The organism is Actinacidiphila paucisporea, from assembly GCF_900142575.1.
In the GTDB taxonomy this organism is placed as follows: Bacteria; Actinomycetota; Actinomycetes; order Streptomycetales; family Streptomycetaceae; genus Actinacidiphila; species Actinacidiphila paucisporea.
Map to the genome: position 1 here is coordinate 26,285 of NZ_FRBI01000039.1, position 25,398 is coordinate 51,682.

16 protein-coding genes and 1 pseudogene are annotated in these 25,398 nt (G+C 72.1%); 7 read left to right on the forward strand and 10 right to left on the reverse strand.

Features of this window, described 5'->3' with window-relative positions:
• The first annotated feature begins 45 nt into the window (after positions 1–45).
• A complete protein-coding gene (locus tag BUE44_RS33175; RefSeq protein WP_073502734.1) occupies positions 46–3,045 on the forward strand; it encodes a bifunctional [glutamine synthetase] adenylyltransferase/[glutamine synthetase]-adenylyl-L-tyrosine phosphorylase in 3,000 nt (999 codons plus the stop codon).
• 51 nt (positions 3,046–3,096) lie between these two features.
• On the opposite strand, the gene BUE44_RS33180 is transcribed toward BUE44_RS33175, so the two are convergent.
• The 6 genes from BUE44_RS33180 to BUE44_RS33205 form a co-directional block, all read right to left on the reverse strand.
• Positions 3,097–4,005 carry a phosphatase PAP2 family protein gene (locus tag BUE44_RS33180; protein WP_073502735.1) on the reverse strand — a complete coding sequence of 303 codons (909 nt, stop codon included), beginning with the start codon at positions 4,003–4,005 and terminating at the stop codon, positions 3,097–3,099.
• Between the two features lie 37 nt (positions 4,006–4,042).
• Positions 4,043–5,134, reverse strand: a complete 1,092-nt coding sequence (locus tag BUE44_RS33185) for a LacI family DNA-binding transcriptional regulator (RefSeq protein WP_079190309.1) — start codon at positions 5,132–5,134, stop codon at positions 4,043–4,045.
• A gap of 34 nt (positions 5,135–5,168) precedes the next feature.
• The gene (locus BUE44_RS33190; protein ID WP_073502737.1) at positions 5,169–6,923 is read right to left on the reverse strand and encodes a glycoside hydrolase family 13 protein; all 1,755 of its coding nucleotides are present in this window, start codon (positions 6,921–6,923) and stop codon (positions 5,169–5,171) included.
• 67 nt (positions 6,924–6,990) lie between these two features.
• Positions 6,991–7,893 (reverse strand): sugar ABC transporter permease, encoded by a 903-nt coding sequence (locus tag BUE44_RS33195; protein ID WP_073502738.1) that lies wholly within the window; start codon positions 7,891–7,893, stop codon positions 6,991–6,993.
• Between the two features lie 13 nt (positions 7,894–7,906).
• Positions 7,907–8,905 carry a carbohydrate ABC transporter permease gene (locus tag BUE44_RS33200; protein ID WP_073502739.1) on the reverse strand — a complete coding sequence of 333 codons (999 nt, stop codon included), beginning with the start codon at positions 8,903–8,905 and terminating at the stop codon, positions 7,907–7,909.
• 127 nt (positions 8,906–9,032) lie between these two features.
• Positions 9,033–10,334, reverse strand: coding sequence for an extracellular solute-binding protein (locus BUE44_RS33205; RefSeq protein WP_073502740.1), 1,302 nt, complete (start codon positions 10,332–10,334; stop codon positions 9,033–9,035).
• Positions 10,335–10,747: 413 nt separating this feature from the next.
• Between BUE44_RS33205 and pulA the strand changes: the two genes are divergently transcribed.
• Entirely contained in the window at positions 10,748–16,216 is a 5,469-nt protein-coding gene (pulA, locus tag BUE44_RS33210; protein ID WP_073502752.1) for a pullulanase-type alpha-1,6-glucosidase, read from the forward strand.
• A 552-nt stretch (positions 16,217–16,768) separates the two neighbouring features.
• Here pulA and BUE44_RS33215 read toward each other — a convergent pair.
• Together BUE44_RS33215 and glnII are read right to left on the reverse strand one after the other, a co-directional pair.
• Positions 16,769–18,631, reverse strand: a complete 1,863-nt coding sequence (locus BUE44_RS33215; protein ID WP_235002713.1) for a hypothetical protein — start codon at positions 18,629–18,631, stop codon at positions 16,769–16,771.
• A gap of 191 nt (positions 18,632–18,822) precedes the next feature.
• Positions 18,823–19,842, reverse strand: coding sequence for a glutamine synthetase (gene glnII / locus BUE44_RS33220; RefSeq protein WP_073502741.1), 1,020 nt, complete (start codon positions 19,840–19,842; stop codon positions 18,823–18,825).
• 195 nt (positions 19,843–20,037) lie between these two features.
• Between glnII and BUE44_RS33225 the strand changes: the two genes are divergently transcribed.
• From BUE44_RS33225 to BUE44_RS33235, 3 genes are all read left to right on the forward strand, one after another.
• Complete coding sequence (locus BUE44_RS33225) at positions 20,038–20,412, forward strand: 5-carboxymethyl-2-hydroxymuconate Delta-isomerase (RefSeq protein WP_073502742.1); 375 nt, start codon at positions 20,038–20,040, stop codon at positions 20,410–20,412.
• Between the two features lie 5 nt (positions 20,413–20,417).
• Positions 20,418–21,296 carry a Gfo/Idh/MocA family protein gene (locus tag BUE44_RS33230; protein ID WP_073502754.1) on the forward strand — a complete coding sequence of 293 codons (879 nt, stop codon included), beginning with the start codon at positions 20,418–20,420 and terminating at the stop codon, positions 21,294–21,296.
• Between the two features lie 63 nt (positions 21,297–21,359).
• The gene (locus tag BUE44_RS33235) at positions 21,360–21,734 is read left to right on the forward strand and encodes a hypothetical protein (RefSeq protein ID WP_073502743.1); all 375 of its coding nucleotides are present in this window, start codon (positions 21,360–21,362) and stop codon (positions 21,732–21,734) included.
• Positions 21,735–21,740: 6 nt separating this feature from the next.
• Here the strand turns inward: BUE44_RS33235 and BUE44_RS33240 are convergent, their stop codons facing one another.
• A complete protein-coding gene (locus tag BUE44_RS33240) occupies positions 21,741–22,193 on the reverse strand; it encodes a group II truncated hemoglobin (RefSeq protein ID WP_073502744.1) in 453 nt (150 codons plus the stop codon).
• Positions 22,194–22,355: 162 nt separating this feature from the next.
• Between BUE44_RS33240 and BUE44_RS33245 the strand changes: the two genes are divergently transcribed.
• A complete protein-coding gene (locus BUE44_RS33245; protein ID WP_073502745.1) occupies positions 22,356–23,363 on the forward strand; it encodes an NADPH:quinone reductase in 1,008 nt (335 codons plus the stop codon).
• 92 nt (positions 23,364–23,455) lie between these two features.
• On the opposite strand, the gene BUE44_RS33250 is transcribed toward BUE44_RS33245, so the two are convergent.
• On the reverse strand, positions 23,456–24,508 hold the full coding sequence (locus BUE44_RS33250) for a serine hydrolase (protein ID WP_079190310.1): 1,053 nt from the start codon (positions 24,506–24,508) through the stop codon (positions 23,456–23,458).
• 264 nt (positions 24,509–24,772) lie between these two features.
• Between BUE44_RS33250 and BUE44_RS33255 the strand changes: the two are divergent.
• Positions 24,773–25,398 (forward strand): annotated as a pseudogene (locus tag BUE44_RS33255) (discoidin domain-containing protein); the annotation flags it as partial.

Sequence of the window (25,398 nt, forward strand, 5' to 3'; positions counted from 1 at the left end):
GGGCGGATAGGCTCGGAGGAGGGAGTGGCCGGGGACGGGAGCGCTATGCAAGGCCGACGCAGCAGTACGTTCACCCGGCTGCTCCGGCACGGCTTCACCGACCCCGCCGCGGCCGAGCGGCTGCTCGACGTACCGGAGCTGTCAGCCGTACGCAGCGATCCCGTGCTGCTGGAGGCGCTGGGCGCGACCGCCGACCCCGACCAGGCACTGATCGGGCTCGTCCGGCTGGTCGAGGCGCTGGACGCGGGCGAGCGGCGGGCGCTGCTCGACACCGTGACGACGGCCAAGCCGCTGCGCGACCGGCTGCTGGGGGTGCTGGGCGCCTCGGAGGCGCTGGGGGACCACCTGGCCAGGCACCCGGCGGACTGGCACGCGCTGGTCACGTACGAGGCGGCCGACCTGCATCCGGGGATCGCCGAGTTCGCGCGGGGGCTGGCGGCCGCGACCGACCCGGACGCGCTGCGTGCCGCCTACCGGCGGTGCCTGCTGGGGATAGCGGCCCGGGACGTGTGCGGGACGAGCGACCTGGTGCGTACGGCCGCCGAGCTGGCGGACCTGGCGACGGCGACCTTGCGCGCGGCGCTGGCCATCGCGGCGGCCGAGGCACCGCAGGACGCCGCGGCGACCCGCCTCGCGGTGATCGGCATGGGCAAATGCGGCGGCCACGAGCTGAACTACGTCTCCGACGTCGACGTGATCTTCGTGGCGGAGCCCGCCGAGGGCGTCGAGGAGATCGAGGCGGTCAAGGCCGCCACCCGGCTCGCGGCCCGGATGATGCGGGTGTGCTCGGACACCACCGCCGAGGGCACCATCTGGCCGGTCGACGCGAACCTGCGGCCCGAGGGCAAGAACGGCCCGCTGGTGCGCACCCTGTCCAGCCATCTCGCGTACTACGCCAGATGGGCGAAGACCTGGGAGTTCCAGGCACTGCTCAAGGCCCGTCCGGTCGCGGGCGACCCGGAGCTCGGCGCGGAGTACGTCGCCGCGATCCGCCCGCTGGTGTGGCAGGCCGCCGAGCGCGACCACTTCGTCACCGACGTGCAGCAGATGCGCCGCCGGGTGGTGGACAACATCCCGGTGGCCCAGGTGGACCGGGAGCTGAAGCTCGGCCCCGGCGGCCTGCGGGACGTCGAGTTCGCGGTGCAGTTGCTGCAACTGGTGCACGGCCGCACCGACAGCTCGCTGCGCAGCCCCACCACGCTGACCGCGCTGGCCGAGCTGGCCGCCGGCGGCTACGTGGGCCGGGCGGACGCCGCCTCGCTGGACGCCGCCTACCGCTTCCTGCGGCTGATGGAGCACCGCATCCAGCTGCACAGGATGCGCCGCACCCACCTCGTACCCGACGACGAGGCGGGCCTGCGCCGCCTCGGCCGGGGCCTGGGTTTCCGCTCCGAGCCGGTCGCGAACCTGACCAGGGAGTGGAAGCGGCACGCCATGGAGGTGCGGCGGCTGCACGAGAAGCTGTTCTACCGGCCGCTGCTGGAATCCGTCGCCCAGCTCGGCACCGACGACGTCCGGCTGAGCACCGGCGCGGCCCGGCAGCGCCTCCAGGCCCTCGGCTACGCCGACCCGGCCGACGCGATGCGCCACCTGGAGGCGCTGGCCAGCGGGGTGAGCCGCAAGGCCGCCATCCAGCGCACCCTGCTGCCGGTGCTGCTCGGCTGGTTCGCGGACTCCGCCGACCCCGACGCGGGGCTGCTGGGCTTCCGCAAGGTCTCCGACGCGCTCGGCACGACGCCCTGGTATCTGCGGCTGCTGCGCGACGAGGGGGCCGCGGCCCAGCGGCTCGCCCGGGTGCTGTCGTCCGGGCGGATGGCCCCCGACCTGCTGCTGCGCGCCCCCGAGGCGGTCGCGGTGCTCGGCTCCGTCGACGGCGGCCTGGTGCCGCGCGACCACGCCGCCCTCGAACAGGAGGTGCTGGCCGCGGTGGGCCGCGCGGAGGGGCCCGAGCAGGCCATCGCCGCGGTCCGCGGGGTGCGCAGGCGGGAGCTGTTCCGCACGGCGGCGGCCGACCTCATCGACACCTACGGCGACGACGTCGAGGGGGACGCGGACCGGGTCGACCCGGCGGAGCTGACCGACCGGGTGGGCTGCGCCGTCTTCGGCCTGACCTCGGCGACCGTCGCCGGCGCCCTGCGCGCCGCGGTCAACGCGGTGACCGGCAACGACGCCCGGCCGCTGCCGACGCGCTTCGCGGTGATCGGCATGGGCCGCTTCGGCGGCCGGGAACTGGGCTACGGCTCGGACGCCGACGTGCTCTTCGTGCACGAGCCGCACGACGGCGTGGACCAGGAGGAGGCCGGCCGGGCCGCGCTCGCGGTGGCGAACGAGATGCGCCGGCTGCTGCAGATCCCCACCGCCGACCCGCCGCTGCTGGTCGACGCGGACCTGCGCCCGGAGGGCAAGAGCGGCCCGCTGGCACGCAGCCTGGCTTCCTACGCGGCGTATTACCGCAGGTGGTCGCTGGTGTGGGAGAGCCAGGCGCTGCTGCGGGCGACCCCGGTGGCCGGCGACGAGGACCTCGGGGCGCGCTTCGTGGAGCTGATCGACCCGCTGCGCTACCCGGCCGGCGGGCTGGAGGAGGAGGCGGTACGCGAGATCCGCCGCCTCAAGGCGCGGATGGAGTCCGAGCGGCTGCCGCGCGGCGCCGACCGCACCATCCACGCGAAACTGGGCCGCGGCGGGCTCTCCGACGTCGAGTGGACCGTCCAGCTGCTCCAGCTCCGGCACGCCGGCCGGCTGCCCGAGCTGCGGACCACCGGCACCCGGCACGCGCTGGCCGCGGCGACGCACGCGGGCCTGCTGGACGAGGCGGACGCGGCCGTCCTGGACGAGGCCTGGGTGCTGGCCACCCGGGTGCGCAACGCGGTGATGCTGGTACGCGGCCGGCCCGGCGACACCTTCCCCGGCGACGCGCGCGAACTGGCCGCGGTGGCCCGCTACCTCGGCTTCCCGCCCGGCCACGTCGGCGACATGCTGGAGGACTACCGGCGGCGTACCCGCAGGGCCAGGGCAGTGGTGGACCGGCTGTTCTACCAGGGGTGACCGCGCGGCCACCGCGGGACGCGCACGGCCGTCCCCGGCCGGGCGCGGCGGTCAGCCCTGTACGGTCCTGGCGTGCTCCTCGAGCGCCAGCGCACCCGACGGGTGCTTCGGCAGGGCGTAGACCCAGCGGCCGTAGACCATGTAGGCGATCGAATAGCCGATGGCCAGGCACAGCGCCCCGCCGACCGCGTCCATCCAGAAGTGGTTGCCGGTGGAGATGATCACCAGCAGCGTCGCCACCGGGTAGAGGCCGCCCAGGATACGGGCCCACAGCGGTTTCGCCAGTGTCACGATGGTGATGCCGCACCACAGCGACCAGCCGATGTGCATCGACGGCATGGCCGCGTACTGGTTGGACACCTGTGCCAGGTCGCCCTGCGACAGCGAGCCCCAGGTGTGGTGCACCATCACCGTGTCGATGAAGCCGCCGCCGGTCATCAGCCGCGGGGGTGCCAGCGGATACGCCCAGAAGCCGATCAGCGCCAGCCAGGTGGTCAGGAAGACCACCAGCCGGGCCGGCCCGTAACGCCCGGGGTGGTAGACGTACAGCCATATCAACACGCCGATGGTCACTATGAAGTGCAGCGTGGCGTAGTAGTAGTTCATCCCCACGATCAGCCACGTCACGGAATCGAGGCCGTGGTTGAGGCCGCGCTCGACGGCGAGGCCCAGGTGGTGCTCGAGCGCCCAGATCGCGTCGGCGTGCCGCAGCGCCGTGGTCCGCTTCTGCGGTACCGCGTTCCTGATCTGCGAATACAGGTAGTAGCTGACACCGATCAGCAGGACCTCGAACCACAGCCTCGGGCGTCGGGGGGTGCGCACTTTCTCCAGCACCGTACGCGGCAGCGCCCGTCGCCCGGCGCTGTCGGCTCCATCGGAGGCACGGGAACCGGTGGAGCGCTGCGGTGCGGCGGAACGGCCACTTGTCGTGTTCGCGGTCTTCGCAGTCGGTTCCCCCATAGGGGACCAGTCTGCCAGATGTGTCCCGTGATGCGGATCAGACTTGGGTGGGATCGTCGGCCGTCCGGGTGACCCGCGGGGTGGAGGGCTGCGCCGGCAGCGACGCGTTCTGCCCGGTGGGGGCGGCCGCGGTCGATCCGCGGACGACCAGCTCGGGCAGGAAGACGAACTCGCTGTGCGGGGCCGGGGTGCCGCCGATCTCCTCCAGCAGCGCGTTGACGGCCGCCTGGCCCATCGCCGTGACCGGCTGCCTGATGGTGGTCAGCGGCGGGTCCGTGAACGCGATCAGCGGCGAGTCGTCGAAACCCACCACCGACACGTCGTCCGGCACCGACAGGCCCAGCTGCCTGGCCGCCCTGATCGCGCCGAGCGCCATCATGTCGGAGGCGCAGACGACGGCCGTGCAGCCGTCGGATATCAGCGCCGACGCGGCCGCCTGGCCGCCTTCCAGGGTGAACAGCGAGTGCTGCACCAGCTCGTGCGCCTCGTCGCCGGTCAGGCCGAGCACCTCGGCCATGGACGTCACGAAGCCCTCGATCTTCCTGCGCACCGGGACGAAACGCTTCTGCCCTACGGCCAGGCCGATCCTGCGGTGCCCGAGCGCCGCCAGATGGGTGACCGCGAGGCGCATCGCGCCGCGGTCGTCGGGGGACACGAAGGGCGCGCTGACCTTCTCGGTGAAGCCGTTGATCAGCACGAACGGCACGCCCTGGCCCTGCAGCCTGGCGTAGCGCTCCATGTCCGCGGTGCAGTCGGCGTGCAGCCCGGACACGAAGATGATGCCGGCCACCCCCCGCTCGACCAGCATCTCCACCAGCTCGTCCTCGGTGGAGCCGCCGGGCGTCTGGGTGGCGAGCACCGGGGTGTAGCCCTGCCGCGTCAGGCCCTGGCCGATGATCTGCGCGAAGGCGGGGAAGATCGGGTTGTCCAGCTCGGGCGTGATCAGCCCGACCAGGCCCGCGCTGCGCTGCCGCAGCCGTACCGGGCGCTCGTACCCCAGCAGGTCGAGCGCGGCCAGCACTGATTCGCGGGTGGTGGCGGAAACCCCGGGCTTGCCGTTGAGCACCCGGCTGACCGTAGCTTCGCTGACCCCCGCCTGGGCTGCGATGTCAGCAAGCCGCGCGGTCACAGTACCGGATGCTATTGGACGGAAAGCCACCACGTCAGATCGCCCACCAAATTGCCGTGTCTGCGGCGATAGTGACGTCAATGCCGTCAACCTGGTCCGACGGCCCGGCCGTCGCGGGCGGCTGCGCGCTGCTGGCCAGCAGCGGGCGGCCGCCGGGCACGGTGAGGACCACCGGCGTCGCGGTGAGGTTGACCAGGCACAGGAACCCGTCGCCGTCGCCGTCCCTGCGGAAGGCCAGGACGCCCTCCGGTGTGTCCAGCCACTGCACGGACCGGCCCGCGCCCAGCGCCGGCAGCTCCCGGCGCAGCGCCAGGGCCGCGCGGTAGAGCTCCAGGGTGGAGGCCGGGTCGCCGGTCTGCGCCTCGACGCTCAGCTCGGCCCACGTCGCCGGCTGCGGCAACCAGCTCGGCCCGCCCGCCGGGCCGAAGCCGTACGGCGGCTCGGCGCCCGACCACGGGATCGGCACCCGGCAGCCGTCGCGGAAGCCGTCCTGCCCGGCCGCCCGGAAGAAGGACGGGTCCTGGCGCACCTCGTCCGGCAGGTCGGTGACGTCGGGCAGGCCCAGCTCCTCGCCCTGGTAGAGATACGCCGACCCGGGCAGCGCCAGCATCAGCAGGGTCGCCGCGCGCGCCCTGCGCAGGCCCAGCTCGCGGTCGCCGGCCTCGCGCAGCTGCAGGGAGCCGCCGGTGGAGGCCCCGCCAGGGAGGGCACTGGAGGGGTTGCCGAAGCGGGTGGTGTGCCGGGTCACGTCGTGGTTGGACAGCACCCAGGTGGCGGGGGCGCCGACCGCGCCCATCGCTGCCAGCGACTTGTCGATGACCCTGCGCAGGGCCGCCGCGTCCCACGGGGTGCCCAGGTACTCGAAGTTGAAGGCCTGGTGCAGCTCGTCGGGCCGCAGGTACAGCGCGGCCCGCTCGATGGTCGGCGTCCACGCCTCGGCGACACCGATCCGGTCGCCCGGGTATTCGTCCAGGATGCGCCGCCAGCCGCGGTAGATCTCGTGCACACCGTCCTGGTCGAAGTACGGCATGGGCGCGCTGCCCAGCAGCGACAGCTGCTCGCTGTGCCCGATGTCGGGCAGGCCCGCCGCCTTGACCAGGCCGTGGGCCACGTCGATGCGGAAGCCGTCGGTGCCCAGGTCCAGCCAGAAGCGCAGCACCGAGCGGAATTCGTCGTGCACCGCCGGGTGGTCCCAGTTGAAGTCCGGCTGCTCGGGCGCGAAGAGGTGCAGATACCACTCACCGGGGGTGCCGTCGGGGTCGGTGGTCCTGGTCCAGGCGGGGCCGCCGAAGATGGACTCCCAGTCGTTGGGCGGCAGTTCGCCGCCGGCGCCCTTGCCGGGGCGGAAGTGGAAGCGCTCCCGCAGGGCGGAGCCAGGGCCGTCGCGGAGCGCCTGCTTGAACCACTCGTGCTGGTCGGAGCAGTGGTTGGGCACCAGGTCCACGATGACCCGCAGATTCAGCGCGTGCGCGGTACGCACCAGGTCGTCGGCGTCGTTGAGGTCGCCGAACATCGGGTCGACCTCGCGGTAGTCGGCCACGTCGTAGCCGGCGTCGGCCTGCGGGGAGGCGTAGAACGGCGACAGCCACACCGCGTCCACCCCGAGGTCCCGCAGATACGGCAGCCGGGCCGTGACGCCGGGCAGGTCGCCCATGCCGTCGCCGTTCCCGTCGGCGAAGCTGCGCGGGTAGACCTGGTAGATGACCGCATCGCGCCACCAGTCTCTGTGCCCGGCGTCGGCAGCGGGAGCGGCGGCGGAGCGGGGCGCGTCGGAGAGGTGCTGGCTCATGGATTCCCTTATCGGGTGCGGGGGAACGATCTGTGGCATACGTGACTGCGGTGCTGAGGGCCGGCGGTCAGCCCTTGGTGCCGCCGGCGGTCAGGCCGGTCACCAGGTGGCGCTGGACGAGCAGGAAGACGACGGTCGCGGGTATCGCGATCAGCACCGAGGCGGCGGTCATGCTGCCCCAGTCGGCGCGCTGGTCGGAGGCGAAGGTGCGGATGCCGGCCGCCAGCGTGGAGTGGTCGCTGCCCATGAACTGCGCCGCGTAGGCGACCTCGCCCCAGGCGGTCAGGAAGCTGTAGAAGGCGGTGACGGCGAGCCCCGGGCGGGCCAGCGGCACGATCAGCCGCCAGAAGGTGCCGAACGGGGTCAGCCCGTCGACCCGGCCGGCCTCGTCGATGTCCCGCGGGATGGTGTCGAAGTAGCCCTTGAGCATCCAGGCGCAGAAGGGCACCGCGATGGTGCAGTAGACCAGGATCAGACCGAGGTAGCTGTCGATCAGGTTGAGCTGCGCCAGCAGGTTGTACAGCGGCACGATCAGTACGGCCATCGGGAACATCTGCGTGATCAGGAAGGTCCACATCAGCGACTTGTGCCCGGGGAAGCGCATCCGGGAGATCGCGTAACCGGCGCTGGCGGAGATCAGCACGCCGAGCACGGTGGTGGCGCCCGCCACGATCACCGAGTTGAGGAACCACTTGGGGAAGCTGGTGTGCATCAGCACGAACCGGTAGTTGCCCAGGCCCAGGTGCCGCAGCACCTCGTGCGGCTGCTGCCAGGAGGTGCTGGGGCCCAGCGAGATGAACAGGATCCACAGCACGGGGAAGACCGCGATGGCGCTCGCGGTGATCAGTGCGGCGTGCAGCGCGATGGAGGCGCCGCGGCTGCGCTCACCGCGGCCGCGGGGCGTGGCCGCGGCGGCGCTGAGCGGGGTGGCGGTGCTGGCGGCCGGGCCGCTGTGGGTGGTGGCACTCATGGTGATCCGGCTCCTAGGCCTGCTCGGACTTCAACTGGCGGCGGTAGAAGGTGGAGAAGGCCACGAGGATGAGGAGGATGACGATCCCGTAGGTGGCGGCCGCCGAATAATCGGACACTCCGGTGAACGCCTTCTCGTAGGCGTACGTCACCAGGATGTCCGTGTCGCCCGTGGTGTTGTTGCCCAGCAGCAGGTAGATGATCGCGAACATGTTGAACGTCCAGACCGTGCTGAGCAGCACCACCGTGCTGGTCACCGGGCGCAGCCCGGGCACCGTGACGTTGGTGAAGCGCTGCAGCGGCGTGGCGCCGTCCATCTCGGCGGCCTCGTACAGCTCGCCGGGTATCGACTGCAGGCCGCCGAGCAGGGCGACCATCATGAACGGCACGCCGACCCAGATGTTCACCATGATCACCGCGATCTTCTGCGACAGCGGTGTGCCGAGCCAGTCCTGCGCGGGCAGCCCGAAGCTGGTGATGATGTCGTTGAAGACGCCGTACTGCGAGTTGAGCATCAGCCGCCAGGCGAAGACGCCGATGAAGGCCGGCACCGCCCACGGCAGGATCAGGCAGAGCCGGTAGAACAGCCGGAAGCGCACCTTGCGGTTGAGCAGCATCGCCATCGCCAGGCCGATGGCGTAGGTGACCGCCACGCAGGCGACGGTCCACACGACCGTCCACTCGAAGCGCGGGTAGAAGTCGCCGTCCTTGCCGGACAGCACCTGCCAGTAGTTGTGCAGGCCCACCCAGTGGTAGGTGGCGCCGATGTGGACCGGGCCGATGTCCTTGGCGACGTTGGTCTCGTTGGCGTTCGTCAGCGACAGGTACGTGCCGTAGCCGAGCGGATAGAACACCAGGACGGCCAGCACGATCACGACCGGGGCGACCATCGCCCAGGCGTACCAGTGCCGGTCCCAGGAACGCCTGATCGAGGTCATCAGGCCGGGCCGCGGCTCGCGCGGCGGGCGGGCGGCCGTGCCCGGGGCGGGCTCGTCCACGGTGGCGGTGGTCATCGCTCCTCGGCTCTCTCGTCGGCTCTCTCGTCGGTGATGGGTGACCGGACCGGCCGGCCGGGCGCGTGGGCCCCGCTCGCGTCAGGGCGGCGGAGCCCCGGCCGGCCGGTCCGGAACTGGGGGCCGGCTACTGCACGGTGTAGCCGGGCAGCAGCTTGCCGAACTCCTGGGCCGCGGCGTTCAGGCCGTCCTGGACCGAGGTCTTGCCCTGCAGGATCTTGATGTACTGCTGCTGCAGCGGCGTGAACAGGCTGCCCACCTGCGGCAGCGCGACCCGCGGCCGGGCGGTGTCCATGATCGGCTTGAAGCCGGCGATCGTCTGGTTCTTCAGCACCTCGGCGGTGTAGGCGGAGGTCCTGGTCGGCAGGGTGCCGTTCTTCTGCGCGATCGTCTGCTGGCTCGCGGAGGAGGTCATGAACTGCGTGAACAGGTAGGCCGCGTCCAGGTTCTTGGAGCCCTGGTAGACCGCCAGGTCGTGGCCGCCGGTCGGCGCCAGCGCCTTGCCGGTGGAGCCGGCCGGCACGGGTGCGTAGCCGAGGTTGGCCTCCTTGCCCTGGAAGGCGGAGCCGGTCAGGTCGTCGCCCACCGACCAGGGCCCCTGGACCAGCATGGCGACCTTGCCGGTCTTGAAGGAGGTCTGCATGTTGTCGTACGCGCTGGCGAAGTCGACCTTCAGCGAGGAGGTGTCGTAGACCTTCTTCGCCTCGGTGACCGCCTTGACGGCCTCCGGCGAGTTGATCGTGACCTTCTTGCCGGCCGGGTCGGCCAGGTCGGCGCCCTCGCCGAACAGCAGCGGGAAGAGGAAGTACGAGTCGGGGTTGACGTACGTGCCCGCGACACCGGGCACCTTCGCCTTGATGGTCGCGGAGTCCGCGATCAGCTCGTCCCAGGTGGCCGGGGGAGCGGTGATGCCGGCCTTGGCGAAGATGTCCTTGTTGTAGAGCAGCCCGAGCGTGTCGGTCACCGACGGCACGCCGTAGGTCTTGCCCTCGTACTTGGTGGTGTTCATCGGCCCCGCCACGAAGTCCTGCGTGTCGGTCAGCGCCGCGGTGCCGTCCAGCGGGGCGATGTAGTGGAGCGAGGCGTACTCGGGGATCAGCCCGACGTCGGTTCGCACCACGTCGGGAGCGCCCTTGCCGCTCTGCGCCGCCGCCTTGAACTTCTGCTCCACGGTGGTGAAGTCGACGTTCTGGTAGTTGACCTTGATGTGGGGGTACTTCGCCTCGAAGTCCTTGATGAGGGCCTGGTAGGTCGGGGCCTCGTTCTTGGCGTCCGAGGTGTCCCAGTAAGTGATCGTCCCGGAGACCGCGGCCGGGTCCTTGGCCGCCGCCCCCTTGTCGCTCTTGTTGTCGCTACCACTACCGCCACAGGCGGTGACCCCGAGAACGATGGCCGCGGCCATCGCCACGGCGGATATGCCGCGTCGCATACCTGACTCCTTGAAGAGGGAAGTGCCCGTTCGCCCTGGCCAGGCTGGCTGCCGGCCGCTGTCGTCCCTACGGGGCCGCTCGGGCTGGGCAGGAACGTAACAGCGATGTAATGCTTTGCGAAAGAGGCTGCAAGAAACTTTCCGCAAGATCCTTCATCCGTGATGCGGCCGTTATCCCGGCGTGTCGTCGGGGGCGGGCATGCCGTACGGGTGCCGGGGGCCCACCGGGCGCGGATGTGACGGAACCGGTTGCAGAGTCTTGCTGCAACCGCCCCGGGAGGGATACGGTCCCGCACAGCTTCGGCACCGACGCCGTGGCGGCGACCGGTTCATGCGCGTGGACCCGGGCGCGAGGCTGTCCCCAGCAAGGAGATCCGCCCGTGGCCCTGGAGTTCAGGCTGCCCGTACACAGGATGCGGCGCGTCGCCGTCGCCACCGCCCTCGCGGCGCTGGCCGCATTCGTCCAACCGGCCTACGCACACGGCTCGCCGCAGCCGCCGGCCCCGCCGTCCGACCGGGCACTCGCCGGACAGGCCGCACGGCACGACGACACGCGCGAGCAGTTCTACTTCGTGATGCCGGACCGCTTCGCCGACGGCGACAAGGCCAACGACCGGGGCGGCCTGACCGGCAGCCGGCTCAGCACCGGCTACGACCCCACGGACAAGGGCTTCTACCAGGGCGGCGACCTCAAGGGCCTCACGCGGAAGCTGGACTACATCAAGGGCCTGGGCACCACCGCGATCTGGATGGCGCCCATCTTCAAGAACCAGCCGGTGCAGGGGACGGGGACCGACGCTTCCGCGGGCTACCACGGCTACTGGATCACCGACTTCACCCAGGTGGACCCGCACTTCGGCACCAACGACGACCTGCGCAGGCTGATATCGGCCGCCCATGCCAAGGGCATGAAGATCTTCTTCGACGTCATCACCAACCACACCGCCGACGTCATCGGCAACGCCGAGAACACCTACGGCTACCTGTCCAAGGGCGCCTTCCCCTACCTGTCCGCCGACGGCACCCCCTTCGACGACGACACCTACGCGGACGGTGCGAAGCCCTTCCCGACGGTCACCGCCGCGTCCTTCCCGCGCACCCCGACCGTGCCCGCCGGCCGCCAGGACGCGAAGGTCCCGGCCTGGCTCAACGACCCGACGATGTACCACAACCGGGGCGACTCCACCTTCGCCGGCGAGAGCGCCGACCAGGGCGACTTCAGCGGTCTGGACGACCTGTGGACGCAGCGGCCCGAGGTCGTCCACGGCATGGAGCGGATCTACGAGAAGTGGGTCGCGGACTTCGCGATCGACGGCTTCCGCATCGACACCGTCAAGAACGTCGACCTGCCCTTCTGGACGCAGTGGGCGACCGCGCTCGACACCTACGCGGCCCGGCACGGCCGGAAGAACTTCTTCATGTTCGGCGAGACCTACGACGCCGACCCGGCCGTCACCTCGCCGTACGTCACCCAGGGCCGGCTCGACGCGACACTGGACTTCCCCTTCCAGGACGCCGCCCGCGGCTACGCCTCGCAGGGCGCGCCGCCGAGCAGGCTCGCCGCCGTCTACGGCCAGGACTACCGGTACACCACCGACAAGGCCAACGCGTACGAGCAGGTCACCTTCCTCGGCAACCACGACATGGGCCGCATCGGCAGCTTCCTCGCCCAGGACAACCCGGGCGCGAGCGACGCCGAACTGCTCAGGCGCGACGAGCTGGCCAACGCCGTGATGTTCCTCGGCCGCGGGAACCCCGTCGTCTACTACGGCGACGAGCAGGGCTTCACCGGAGCCCCCGGCGGCGACAAGAACGCCCGGCAGACGATGTTCGCCTCCCAGGTCGCCGACTACCTGGACGACGACGAGATCGGCACCGACCGCACCGCCGCGAGCGACGCCTACGACCCGCAGCACCCCCTCTACCAGGCGATCGCCGCGCTGTCCCGGCTCACCAAGGACCACCCGGCGCTGCGCGACGGCGTCCAGACCGAGCGCTACACCGCCCCCGGCACCGACCCCGGCGTCTACGCCTACTCCCGCACCGACGCCGTCAGCCGCGACGACTACCTCGTCGCGATCAACAACGCCACCACCGCGCGCACCGTGACCGTCCCGACCGGCAACACGGCCGGCGCCGCGTACCAGGGGATCTACGGCGCCACCGGCACCACGGCCACCGCCGCGGACGGCACCGTGACCGTGACCGTGCCGCCGCTCCAGGCCGTCGTGCTGCACGCCGCCGAGCCGCTGCCCGAGCCGGCCGCGGCGCCCGCGCTCACCCTCACCCCGCCCGCCGCCGGCGCGACCGGCACCGTCGAGCTGTCCGCCGACGTCACCGGCGGCGGCCTGAACCGGGTCGTCTTCGCCGCCCAGGTCGGCAACGCGCCCTGGAAGGTGCTCGGCTCCGCCGACCACGCCCCCTACAAGGTCACCCAGACGCTGACCGGCACCGCCGCGGGAACCGCCGTGCGCTACAAGGCCGTCGCGGTCTCCGGCGCCGGACGCACCGCCTCGGCCACCGCCGCCACCACCACCGGCGCCCCGCCGGTCACCGCGCCCCCGACCGCGATCAGCCACGACTACGCGATCGTCCACTACCGGCGGACCGGGGACACCTCCCAGGCCGGCGGCTCCGGGGAAGGGGACTACGCCGACTGGGGCCTCTACACCTGGGGCGACATCGCCGACGGCGAAGCCACCACCTGGCCGGCCGGCCACCCCTTCACCGGCCGTGACGCCTACGGCGCCTTCGCCTACGTGAAGCTCAAGCCCGGTGCCACCAGCGTCGGCTTCATCGTGGTGAACAAGGGCGGCGTCAAGGACACCGACGGCGACCGCACCATCGACGTCGGGGCCGGCAGCGAGGTGTGGATCACCCAGGGCAGCCCGGCCGTCGCCACCAGCCCGCCCGCCGGCGCCTATCCGCCGCAGGACACCACCAAGGCGGTCCTGCACTACCACCGGGCCGACAACGACTACACCGGCTGGGGCCTGCACGTCTGGAGCGGCGCCGCCGACCCCACCGACTGGTCCGCACCGCTGCGACCCGCCCGCATCGACTCCTACGGCGCCGTCTACGAGGTACCGCTCGCGCCCGGCGCCACCTCGCTCAGCTACATCCTGCACAAGGGCGACACCAAGGACCTGCCCAGCGACCAGTCCCTCGACCTGGCCGGCACCGGCCACGAGGTGTGGCTGCTCGACGGCACCCCCGCGTACCTGCTGCCGCAGCCGCAGGGCAGCGGCGCCGACCTGGACCTGGGCAAGGCGCAGGCCCAGTGGATCGACCGCGACACCGTCGCCTGGAAGACCGGCGCCCCGTCGGTGTCCCAGCAACTCGTCTACGCCCCCGACGGCGGCATCACCGTCAAGGACGGCGCCCTGTCCAGCGAGGGCCACTGGCTGCGGCTGCAGAAGGTGCCCGGCGGGCTCACCGACGCGCAGCTCGCCAGATTCCCGCAGCTCAAGGGCTACGCGGCCTTCACCGTCGACCCGCGCGACCGCGGCAGGGTGCGGGACGCCCTGCGCGGCCAGGTCATCGCCACCCAGCGGGCCGCTGGGGGTACCTCCCAGGCCGGAGGCTCCGGGGGAGGGGCCCTGCTGGCGGCGACGGGCGTGCAGACGCAAGGCGTACTCGACGACCTCTACGCCGCCAGTGCCGAAAAGGCCCGGCTGGGGCCGGTGTTCAGCCACGGCCGGCCCAGCCTGTCGCTGTGGGCGCCGACCGCCCACAGCGTCTCGGTGGACATCGGCGGCCACCGCGTCCCGATGCGGCAGGACGCGTCGACCGGCGTCTGGTCGGTCACCGGCGCCCCCTCCTGGACCGGGAAGCCCTACCTCTACGACGTGACCGTCTGGGCGCCCAGCGTGCAGAAGATCGTCGACAACCAGGTCACCGACCCCTACTCCGTCGCACTCACCGCCGACTCCGCGAAGAGCCTGCTGGTGGACCTCGACGACCCGGCACTGGCCCCCAAGGGCTGGGCGACCGAGCACAAACCGGCCGCGGTGCCGATGAGCGGGGCCGAGATCCAGGAACTGCACATCCGGGACTTCTCCGTCGCCGACACCACCGTCCCGGCTGCCGACCGCGGCACCTACGCCGCCTTCACCGACACGTCGTCGGCCGGCATGACCCATCTGCGCGACCTCGCGCGGGCCGGCGTCACCCACGTCCACCTGCTGCCCGCGTTCGACTTCGCCACGGTGCCGGAGCGGACCGCCGACCAGACCGAACCCGCCTGCGACCTGGACTCGTACGGCCCCGCAAGTGACAAGCAGCAGGCCTGCGTCACCGCCCAGCAGGCCACCGACGCGTACAACTGGGGTTACGACCCCTACCACTTCACCGTCCCCGAGGGCTCCTACGCCAAGAACCCCGACGGGCCCGGCCGTACCGTCGAATTCCGGCAGATGGTGCAGGGGCTCAACAGCACCGGGCTACGGGTGGTGATGGACGTGGTCTACAACCACACCTCCGCCGCCGGCCAGGCCGACACCTCCGTCCTGGACAAGATCGTCCCCGGCTACTACCAGCGCCTCATGCCGGACGGCTCGGTCGCCACCTCCACCTGCTGCGCGGGCACCGCGCCCGAGAACGCCATGATGGGCAAGCTCGTCGTGGACTCCCTCGTCACCTGGGCCAAGGAGTACAAGGTCGACGGCTTCCGCTTCGACCTCATGGGCCACCACCCCAAGGCCAACATCCTCGCGGTGCGCAAGGCGCTCGACGCGCTCACCCTCGCCAAGGACGGCGTCGACGGCAAGAAGATCATCCTCTACGGCGAGGGCTGGAACTTCGGCGAGGTCGCCGACAACGCGCGGTTCGTGCAGGCCACCCAGGCCAACATGGCGGGCACCGGCATCGCCACCTTCTCCGACCGGGCGCGCGACGCCGTACGCGGCGGCAGCCCCTTCGACGCCGACCCCGGCGTCCAGGGCTTCGCCTCCGGCCTCTACACCGACCCCAACTCATCGACCGCCAACGGCACTCCGGCGGAGCAGAAGGCCCGCCTGCTGCACTACCAGGACCTCATCAAGGTCGGACTCACCGGAAACCTGCGCCAGTTCAGCTTCACCGACTCCGCCGGCAAGCAGACCACCGGCGCCGAGATCGACTACAACGGGGCGCCCGCCGGATACGCCGACGCGCCCGGTGACGCGCTCGCGTACGCCGACGCGCACGACAACGAGTCGCTCTACGACGCGCTGACCTACAAGCTCCCGGCCGGCACCTCCGCCGCGGACCGGGCCCGCATGCAGGTCCTGGCCGAGGCCACGGCGATCCTCTCCCAGGGCCCGGCCCTCGGCCAGGCGGGATCCGACCTGCTGCGGTCCAAGTCGCTCGACCGCAACTCCTTCGACTCCGGAGACTGGTTCAACGCGATCCACTGGTCGTGCCGGGCAGGCGAGGCCGGAGCCAACGGGATGGGCCGCGGGTTGCCGCCGGCGGCCGACAACCAGTCCAAGTGGCCTTACGCCACCCCCCTGCTGACCTCCCCGGCCACGAGCCCCTCGTGCGCCGAGATCGGCGGGGCGTCCGCCGCCTACCAGGACCTGCTGCGGATCCGCAACACGGAGCCGGCCTTCCACCTGACGACCTCCGGTCAGGTGCAGCGGGATCTGGCCTTCCCGCTGAGCGGGTCCTCGGAGACGCCCGGCGTCATCACGATGACCCTCGGCGACCTGGTCGTCGTCTTCAACGCGACGCCGTTGGCGCAGGCCCAGTCGATCGCGTCGCTGGCCGGCGCGCACTATGCCCTCCACCCGGTCCAGGCCGCCGGATCCGACCCGGTGGTCAAGTCCTCGACCTTCACCCCGTCCACCGCCACCTTCACCGTCCCGGCCCGCACCGTGTCCGTCTTCACCCGCCTCCCCTGAACAACCCCTGCGGGGTGCCGCGCCGGACCGGGGGCCGTCCCTTCAGCCCCCGGTCCCGGACGTCTTGCCCCGTGCGGTGCGTTTGCTTGTCCGCGCCCCCGTCGTGGCCGGTCGCGCATTTCCCCGCGCCCCTTTTGGCCTCGCGTCCTCCTGTGCCGAGGCGTTCGCCCCTGCCAGGGGCGTTGCGCTCTGCGCAGGAGGGGACGCGTTCTTGAGGGGCGCGGGGAACTGCGCGCCCCGCCGGCGAGGCGGGGAAGAAGGCAACGCACCGCAAGGGGCAGCCACCGAGGGGCGCGTGGGGGTACCCCCAGGCGAAGCTCTGGGGGAGAACGGAGCGACAAGCCACGACGCACCCGCAGGTACACAGCGCACCCCCCGGGATGGGGACTAGGGCCTGTCCGGCGGATCTTGCCGGGCCTGCGACGCCCGGCACCGGACTTCGCTGCGTTGTCGAATCATCCTTGTACGACCCGGTACGAGGACGATTCTCCGCCTTGCGACGCCCGGCACCGGACGCCGCAGGCTGATCCGCCAAGATCCGCCGGACAGGCCCTAGCCGCCCAGGGGATGCAGGACGACCCCCGTGACCGTCCGGGCGGACAGCTTCGCGCGGGTGCCGCGTGGCGCGGGCACGGCGAGGGAGGTACCCGACGCACCGGCGGTGACGCCGTCCGTGGCGCTCACCGAGACGACGTCGCGGCTCGCCGCCGCGAGGAGGTACCAGTGGCCGCCGGGGGAGCGCCACATGACGCCCGCAATGACATCCCGGCCGAAGCGGCTGCAGGCGGAACCGTCGGCCTGCTGCCCGGCGAGCGTGCCGGGGGCCCCGGGCGCGGCGCCCGGCGGCACGAACTGGACGGTCGCGCGGCCCGGCCCGCGCCAGGTGTCGGCCCGGTCGCAGGTCCACGCGGCCGACCCGGCACCCTCGGGGAGGCTCGTGCGGGCGAACTGCCAGTCGTTGACGGAGCGGACACCTTGTCCGCGCAGTTCGCCGAGGCGGCACGCACCGTGCGCCCAGCTGGCGAGCGCCTGCGGCCCGGTGGCCTCGCGCGGGGCGCGGGGCGGGGTGCCCGGCTCCGGCGGCGGGATGAAGGTCAGGTGGACCGGGCTGAGGTCGCCGAGGTCGGTGAGCAGGAAGGAGTGCTGCTCCACGATCCTGCCGGAGGAGCGCAGTTGCAGCACAGGCCAGCTCGTGCCGCAGGCACCCGGCGTGCGGACCGGGTCCGTCGTGCCGTCCGCGGCGGTGTGCAGCGGCACCGCCTGCAGGTCGGGCCGCAGCAGGTCGCGGGTCCGGGCGTCGGCGATCCAGGGGGCCATCAGGAAGCGGGCCCTGCCGTCGACGCGGTCGACGACGACCGCCGCGGCCGTCGTGAGGTCGGCGTCGGCGACCTGCGCGAGGTCCAGGGCCGCGGCGGAGCCGCCGCCGCGGGGCTCGGCGTAGCGGACCAGGCGCAGGCCGTCGTAGAAGACCACCACCGTCGCGGCGTCCACGTCCCCGGCGTAGAGCAGTTGCGGCGGCTGCGAGGGCGCCGTTCCGGGGGTGCCGGGGCTCGCGGTGACCTGCAGGGAGGGCGGGGGGTCCGCCCAGGCCGCGAGTGCCCTGCGCAGGAGCGCGCTGTCGGCGGCCCGGTTACCGCGGGCGGGCCAGGCGGTGAAGTCGAGCCTGGCGGTCGTGGTCCAGGCCTGCGGCAGGGCGCGTACGAGGGCGGCCGGGTCGAGCGCCTGCGCGGCGGCCGGAGGGGCACCGGGGGGCCCGGCGGAGCCGTGCGGCCCGGGCGGCCCGCCGCCCGCCGAGACGATGAGCAGGACCGCGCCGACCGCGACCGCCGCGGCCACCGCGATCGCGGTCCTGGCGCGCTGCCGCCGCCGCAGCAGGTCGGTGGGCCGCACGTGGACCGTGCAGGGGTCGAACTCGCCCGCGGCCAGCAGCCGGTGGTCGTTCTCGATGGCGAGTGCCGTGCGTACCGCGCCCCGCGGGTCGGTGGCGCCCGCCTCGGTCAGGACGTCCCTGGTCGCCCGCTCGTCGAGGCCTTCGACGCCGAGCAGCGCGTACGCGGCCCGCGCCGCCCCGGGCAGCGTGGCCAGCGCCCGGTCCAGGGCGAGTTCGGCGCTCCCGCCGGCCTGCGGGTGCAGCCGCAGGCCGACGACGTGCGGCCCCCCGGCGCCGGCCAGCAGACCGTGCCATCGCCCCGTCTGCCGCCCCTGGGCGAGTGCCTGGCGCAGCACCTCGCGCCGCAGCATCGCGTACGGTCCCTCGCGGCCGGGCGAACCGAGCGCTACTCGCAGTGATTTCTGGGCGAGCCGGTGGGCGACGATCACCCGTTCGTGCCGGCCGATCGTGGCGGGCAGCGCCAGGTACGCCAGCCGCACCAGACGGGGATAGTGCTCGATCAGAGCCGCTTCGGCCTCCGCCACCGGGACGTGCCGAGCGGACTTCTGCCTGAACGGGGACAGTGCGCGTGACGGTCGGCTCTTCACTCTGCGTCAAACGAGTGACGGCAGCGATGGTCACCGGCACCTGCCCGGCGCGGGCAGGACGAAGGGCGCCCGTCGTGTCGACGGGCGCCCTTCACGACCGCGGGGAGGCGGTGGTGGTGCGGGGCGGATCAGACCAGGCCGGCCTTCTCCAGTGCGGAGCCGCAGGTGTCCACGATCAGCCGGGTGACGACGTAGGGGTCGACGTTGGCGTTCGGGCGGCGGTCCTCGATGTAGCCCTTCTGGTCCACCTCGACCTGCCACGGGATACGGACCGAGGCGCCGCGGTTGGACACGCCGTAGCTGTACTCGTTCCACGGCGCGGTCTCGTGCGCGCCGGTGAGGCGGCCCTCGACGCCGGCGCCGTAGTTCTTGATGTGCTCCAGCGGCTTGTCGTCGCGGCCCAGCGACTCGGCGGCCTCGATGATGGCGTCGTAGCTCTCGCGCATCTTCCTGGTGGAGAAGTTGGTGTGCGCGCCGGCGCCGTTCCAGTCGCCCTTGGCGGGCTTGGGGTCGAGCGTCGCGGAGACGCCGAAGTCCTCGGCGGTGCGGTAGAGCAGCCAGCGCGCGACCCACAGGTGGTCGGAGACCTCCAGCGGGCTGAGCGGGCCGACCTGGAACTCCCACTGGCCGGGCATGACCTCGGCGTTGATGCCGGAGATGCCGATGCCGGCGGCCAGGCAGTTCTCCAGGTGCTTCTCGACGACGGGGCGGCCGAAGATCTCGTCGGCGCCGACACCGCAGTAGTAGCCGCCCTGCGGGGCGGGGAAGCCGTTCTCCGGGAAGCCCAGCGGGCGGGAGCCCTGGAAGAAGGTGTACTCCTGCTCGATGCCGAACAGCGACTCCTGCGCGGCGAACTTCTCGGCGACCTCCCGCAGCGGGGCACGGGTGTTGGACTCGTGCGGGGTGCCGTCGATGTTGAAGACCTCGCACATCACCAGGACGTCGTCACCGCCGCGGATCGGGTCCGGGAAGGAGGCGACCGGCTTGAGTACGCGGTCCGAGGCGTGACCTTCGGCCTGGTTGGTGCTCGATCCGTCGAACCCCCAGATCGGAAGCTCCGCGCCGTCGGCCAGGATCCGCGTCTTCGAACGGAGCTTCGCGGTCGGCGACGTGCCGTCTATCCAGATGTACTCAGCCTTGTAGGTCACGGTGACGCCATCCTTAACGAACGTGTTCGCGGGTGCGGCCGAGCTGCGCTGATCGGACCGAAGGCAGCGTCGCAAGGATGGTTTTCTCAAGCGTTGCCCTTGTGTTAACGGGATGTAACCGAGGTTTCGGGCCGCCGTGGCGCGCATCGTGAGACGCCCGGTCCGCCGCGGACCTGCCGGGATAGGGTCGAAGCCATGCCGCATACCACCGTGGAATACTCCGGAACGCTCGCCGAAGCCCTCGACCGGCCCGCGTTCGGCAAGGCCCTGCACGAGGCCCTGGTCACCGTCGCCGGCGGCCGCGCGGACGGTTGCAAGACCCGTTTCGTACGCCATGACGACCTCTACATCGCCGACGGTTCACCGGACCGCGCGATGGTCCACGTCGAGATCGCCCTGCTGTCCGGGCGCACCCCCGAGGTCAAGCGGGCGCTCACCGAGGCGGTGCTCGCCGCTCTGCGGGAGAACACCGCGCCCACCCCGCGTCTCGAGGTGCAGTTCTCCGTCGACCTGCGCGACCTGGACCGCGAGTCGTACGCACGCCACGAGGAACCGCGGACCGCGTCGTGACCGCGCTGCGGGTGGGGCTGCTCGGCACCGGGCCCTGGGCGCGGCTCGCGCACGGGCCCGCGCTCGCCGCGCACCCGGGCGTCGAACTGGCCGGGGTCTGGGGGCGCAGGGCGGAGGCCGCCGCCGAGGTCGCCGAGCTGTTCGGCACCCGCGCCTACGCGGACGCCGACGCGCTGATCGCCGACGTCGACGCGGTCGCCGTCGCGCTGCCGCCCGCCCTCCAGGCGCCGCTGGCCGCGCGCGCCGCCCGCGCCGGGCGGCACCTGCTGCTCGACAAGCCGCTGGCGGCCACCGTCGAGGGCGCCCGCGAGGTGGTCGACGCGGTCGAGCGGTCCGGGGTGCGCTGCGTGGTCTTCTTCACCCTGCGCTTCGACGCTGCCGCCGCCGAGTGGATCGGCCGGCAGGCCGCCGCCGGCGACTGGTTCACCGGCCGCGCCGACTGGTACGGCGCCGTCTTCGGCGCCGGCGCCGAGGACGGTCCCTTCGCCGCATCGCCGTGGCGGCGCGAGAAGGGCGGCCTGTGGGACGTCGGCCCGCACGCGCTGTCCGTGCTGCTGCCGGTGCTCGGCGACGTCACCGCCATTGCCGCCGCGCGCGGCCCCGGCGACCTGGTGCATCTGACACTGCGACACGTCAGCGGCGCGTCGAGCACCGCCGTCCTCACCCTCACGGCGCCCCCGGCCGGCGCCGGGGTGGCCGTCGAATTCCGCGGTACGCACGGGGTCGCGACCATCCCCGACGGCCTCGCGGGACCCGCCACGGACGCCTACGCGCGGGCCGTCGACGTCCTGGTGGGCGGCCAACCGCACGGATGCGACGCCCGGTTCGGGCTGCGGGTCACCGAGATCCTGGCCGCGGCCGAGGAGTTGCTCGGGGGAGTTTGATCGTTTTCGCCCGGTTGCCGCCGGCCCCTTCCGGAGCCGGCGGACGGTGTCTATGGTCGAACCATGAGGGTTCCGGACTGGTGGTCGATCGAGGTCATGGACGTCGAGGACGGTACGGTGCACACCGCGACCGGGTGGCGTGACGCTTACGGGCAGGTGCTGACCGAATCACTCATCACCAACGGCGCCTCGTCCTGGCGGTGGTTCGAGCACAGCTGGGGTGTGGTGCTGGAAGTCTCCTTCGCCGAGGAGGAGTCGTGGGACGCCTGGCTCGACCTTCCCGGCACCCAGGCCACGTTGGACGCGGTCCCGGACCCGGTCCGCGGCCTGCTCGTCCACCGCGGCCACGGCGGCGCTTCCGGCTCCTACGTCCCCCGCCGGCCGGGCAGCGCCCCCCGCGCGGACAGCGTCGCCCTGCCCGAGCCGCTCGTCCCCTGAGCGCCGTCAGGCCAGTCCGTCCCAGCCCCAGTGCGGAGCCGGGCCGGGTTCGCCCAGCTCGGTGCCCGGCTGCGAGACCGACGCGGCGATCCGCGTCCCCCACTCGATGTACTCGGCGAAGCGCCGCTGCAGCAGCTCGTCGGCCGGAAGCTCCTTCGCCGCCGTCGCCAGCATCACCTCGACCCAGCGCGCCCGCTGCTCCTCGGTGATGTTCAGGTTCAGATGGCTGCTGAGCACGGCGTGGTGGCCGCCGAGGCGCTCGGTGTAGACGGCGGGGCCACCGAAGACCTCCGACAGCCACACCACGACGTGCTCGACGTGCGTCGGCGTGAAGTGCGCGAAGACCGGCTCGAGCAGCGGGTCGACGAGCACCTGGTCGTAGAAGGACCCGACCAGCCGCCGCAGCGCCGGCTCGCCGCCGAGCGCGTCGTAGAAGCTCTCGCTGTGCTGCTCGGTCATCAGGACTCCCCGCACGCCGTACGACCGGACCGCCGGAGGCCCGGCGCCGTAGCCCCAGCCTCACCCGGGCAGGCGCCGCGCGTCGGACTTTTCGCTCGCGGCACACCGAACGGAGCAGTGGATTCCGGGAAGAAAGGCGGGCGGCGGTAGCTTGTAGCGCTCATGAAGGCGATCACTTACAAGACCAGCGGCGCCGCCGACGTGATGGCGCTGACCGACCGGCCGGTCCCCACGCCCGGGGCGGGCGAAGTGCGGGTCGCGGTGAAGGTGTCGGGTGTCAACCCGACCGACTGGAAGGCCCGGGAGAGCAACACCCCGCAGGGCGAGCAGGTGCCTGACCAGGACGGCTCCGGCGTGATCGACGCGGTCGGCCCCGGCGTCCCCGAGGACAGGATCGGCGAGCGGGTGTGGCTGTGGGAGGCCGCGTGGGGCCGTGCCGACGGCACCGCGCAGGAGTACGTGACGCTGCCGTCCCGGCAGGCGGTGGCGCTGCCCGAGCACGCCTCGTTCGACCTGGGCGCGAGCCTCGGCATCCCGGCGCTGACCGCCCACCGCACGCTGACCGTCGCGGACGGCGGCCCCGCCCGCCTGGCCCCGGGCGCGCTGGCCGGCCGTACGGTCCTGGTCGCCGGCGGCGCGGGCGCGGTCGGCAACGCGGCGATCCAGCTGGCCCGCTGGGCGGGTGCGACCGTCGTCACCACGGTCAGCAGCCCGGAGAAGGGCGAGCTGGCGAAGGCCGCCGGCGCGCACCACGTCGTCGACTACCGGGCGCAGGACGCGGCCGCGGTGATCCGCGGGATCGTCCCCGACGGGGTCCACGTCGTGGTGGAGGTCGCCCCGGCCGCCAACGCCGCCCTGGACGAGGCGGTGACCGCCCCCGACGCGGTCGTGGCCTTCTACGCCGACGACTCGGCGACCGTCGCCGTGCCCGTTCGGCCCTCGATGTTCGGCAATCTGCGCTGGCAGGGCGTGCTCGTCTACACCGTCCCCACCGCGGCCAAGGACCACGCGGTGGCGGCGGTCAGCGCGGCCGTGGCGGACGGCGCGATCCGCGTCGGCGAGGCCGCGGGCCTGCCCCTGCACCGCTTCCCGCTGTCGCGCACCGGCGACGCCCACGACGCCGTCAAGCAGTCCGCGATCGGCAAGGTCCTGATCGACGTCGCCTCCTGACCACCGCGGCACGGCCCCGGGGCGGTGCCCCGGGGCCGTGCCGGTGAGTACGCGTGCCGGTGCGTCCCCCCGGGACGCGCGCGCCGTGCGGGTCAGGAGTAGAGGGCCTCGGCCGCCGCCTCGGCCGCGTCCTCGATCTTGTCTATGCCGGCCTTCTCCGACTTGTTGCCCGACGACAGCACGCAGACCAGCAGCGTGTGGCCCTTGTAGTCGACCTGGCCGATGCTGTTGATGTCCCACAGGCCGGTCGCGGTGCGCTGCAGCCAGCCGTTCTTCAGCGCGAAGCCGGTGTCGTCCTCGTCGGCCGCCGAGACGCCCCACTGCTGGCCCTTGGTGACCGTGTGCATCAGGTCCTTGATGTAGTCGCGGGACGCCGCGGTCAGCGGCGAGTCGCTGCCGCCGAAGACCACCCGCAGCAGGGCCTGCTGGTCGGCCGGGGTGGTCTGGGTGAGACCCCACAGATCGGTGGAGCCGCCCTCGGTGTGGTGCATGCCGAAGGTGCTGTTGGCCGCGTCGAGCCCGGTCTTGCGGTTGATGGCGTTCCACAGCGCGGTGGCGGCGTTGTTGTCGCTCTGCTGGATCATCACGGTGGCCTGCGACCGCTCGGACGAGGTCATCCTGGTGCCCGCCTTCTGGTGCCGCAGCAGCAGGGTGGCCAGGATGTCGACCTTGACGATGCTCGCCGTGTCGTACGTCGCGGAGCCGTCCGCGTACGACACGCCGGTGCCCGCGTCGTTCAGATCGGTCACCGCCACCGACAGCCGCCCCCCGTTCTTCGCCGACAGGGCCTTGATCGCGGTGGCGAGCCGGGCCTTGGCGTCGGCGGCCGGGGTCGTCGGCGGCTTCGACGGGGTCGCGGACCTGGTGGTGGGCGGTGCTGCGGTGGTGGCGGGGGCGGTGCTCGCCGAGGGAGTGCCGCCGGCCGGGTCCGCGGCCTTGGCGTCGCTCGTCGCGGCGGAGTCGGATCGGGCCTTGGCCGAGGGGGACCGGTTGACGATCACCAGGGTGATCAACCCGATCGTGGCCAGGACCGCCCCCGACACGACCGCCGGGCGCTGCCACCAGGACGGTTTTCGCCGTCGCCGGTGGGAGCGGGAGCGCGTTGAGCCGCGCCCACCGCCCGGTGGTCCTGAAACATGCGTCATGCACCAGACCGTAAGAGCGGAATATTTCATTCTCCTAAGATTTTCGTACCGACTTGGCTGTGAGAGGTTTTTCCGCAGGCCAGGGCGTCAGGAAGTCGTGAGCGCTTCTTGCGTGGTTTCTGTCAAATATTTCGCCTGATGCGCGATCTATTGCGGAGACGTAACCCCGTCGTTACGATCCCGGGCACCAGACTTCCGGTCCGCTGCCGTAGACCGATCGGCCGTGGGAGAGCGGGAGTTGACAGCCGATCGGAGGAGTTCCAGATGGGTGTCACACGCCGGGCGCTACTGCAGGCCGCGATTGCGGTGACCGCAACGGGGGCGGTGGGGGCCACGCAAACCGCGCTGGCCGGCAGCGCTTTCGCCGCCAGTTCACCGGGTGACGTTGTGGGCAAGATCACGGTGGGGTATCAGGGGTGGTTTGCATGCATTGGTGATGGTGCGCCCATCAATGCGTGGTGGCATTGGAGTGCGAACGCCGGGCAGGCGCCGTCGCCGTCGAACACCACCATCGTGGCGTGGCCGGATGTGCGGGACTACGCGAAGACGTATCAGACGGGGTACGCGGCGCTGGGCAACGGGCAGCCGGCGAAGCTGTTCTCGTCCTACGACCAGCAGACGGTGGACACGCACTTCCTGTGGATGCAGCAGAACAGCATCGACACCGCCGCGCTGCAGCGTTTCAACCCCACCGGGGGCGAGGGCCCGACCCGGGACGCGATGGCGGCCAAGGTGCGCAGCGCCGCGGAGTCGCACGGGCGGAAGTTCTACATCATGTACGACGTCTCGGACTGGACGACGATGCAGTCGGACATCAAGACCGACTGGACGAACAAGATGAAGGCCTACACCGCCTCGCCGGCCTACGCCACGCAGAACGGCAAGCCGGT

Coding starts and splice junctions, on each gene's coding strand:
- BUE44_RS33240 (WP_073502744.1), bottom strand. CDS start 22,193: ATGACCGAGCAGCACAGCGAGAGCTTCTACGACGCGCTCGGCGGCGAG.
- BUE44_RS33235 (WP_073502743.1), top strand. CDS start 21,360: ATGAGGGTTCCGGACTGGTGGTCGATCGAGGTCATGGACGTCGAGGAC.
- BUE44_RS33205 (WP_073502740.1), bottom strand. CDS start 10,334: ATGCGACGCGGCATATCCGCCGTGGCGATGGCCGCGGCCATCGTTCTC.
- pulA (WP_073502752.1), top strand. CDS start 10,748: ATGCGGCGCGTCGCCGTCGCCACCGCCCTCGCGGCGCTGGCCGCATTC.
- BUE44_RS33195 (WP_073502738.1), bottom strand. CDS start 7,893: ATGAGTGCCACCACCCACAGCGGCCCGGCCGCCAGCACCGCCACCCCG.
- BUE44_RS33190 (WP_073502737.1), bottom strand. CDS start 6,923: ATGAGCCAGCACCTCTCCGACGCGCCCCGCTCCGCCGCCGCTCCCGCT.
- BUE44_RS33180 (WP_073502735.1), bottom strand. CDS start 4,005: ATGGGGGAACCGACTGCGAAGACCGCGAACACGACAAGTGGCCGTTCC.
- BUE44_RS33250 (WP_079190310.1), bottom strand. CDS start 24,508: ATGACGCATGTTTCAGGACCACCGGGCGGTGGGCGCGGCTCAACGCGC.
- BUE44_RS33245 (WP_073502745.1), top strand. CDS start 22,356: ATGAAGGCGATCACTTACAAGACCAGCGGCGCCGCCGACGTGATGGCG.
- BUE44_RS33200 (WP_073502739.1), bottom strand. CDS start 8,905: ATGACCACCGCCACCGTGGACGAGCCCGCCCCGGGCACGGCCGCCCGC.
- BUE44_RS33225 (WP_073502742.1), top strand. CDS start 20,038: ATGCCGCATACCACCGTGGAATACTCCGGAACGCTCGCCGAAGCCCTC.
- BUE44_RS33175 (WP_073502734.1), top strand. CDS start 46: ATGCAAGGCCGACGCAGCAGTACGTTCACCCGGCTGCTCCGGCACGGC.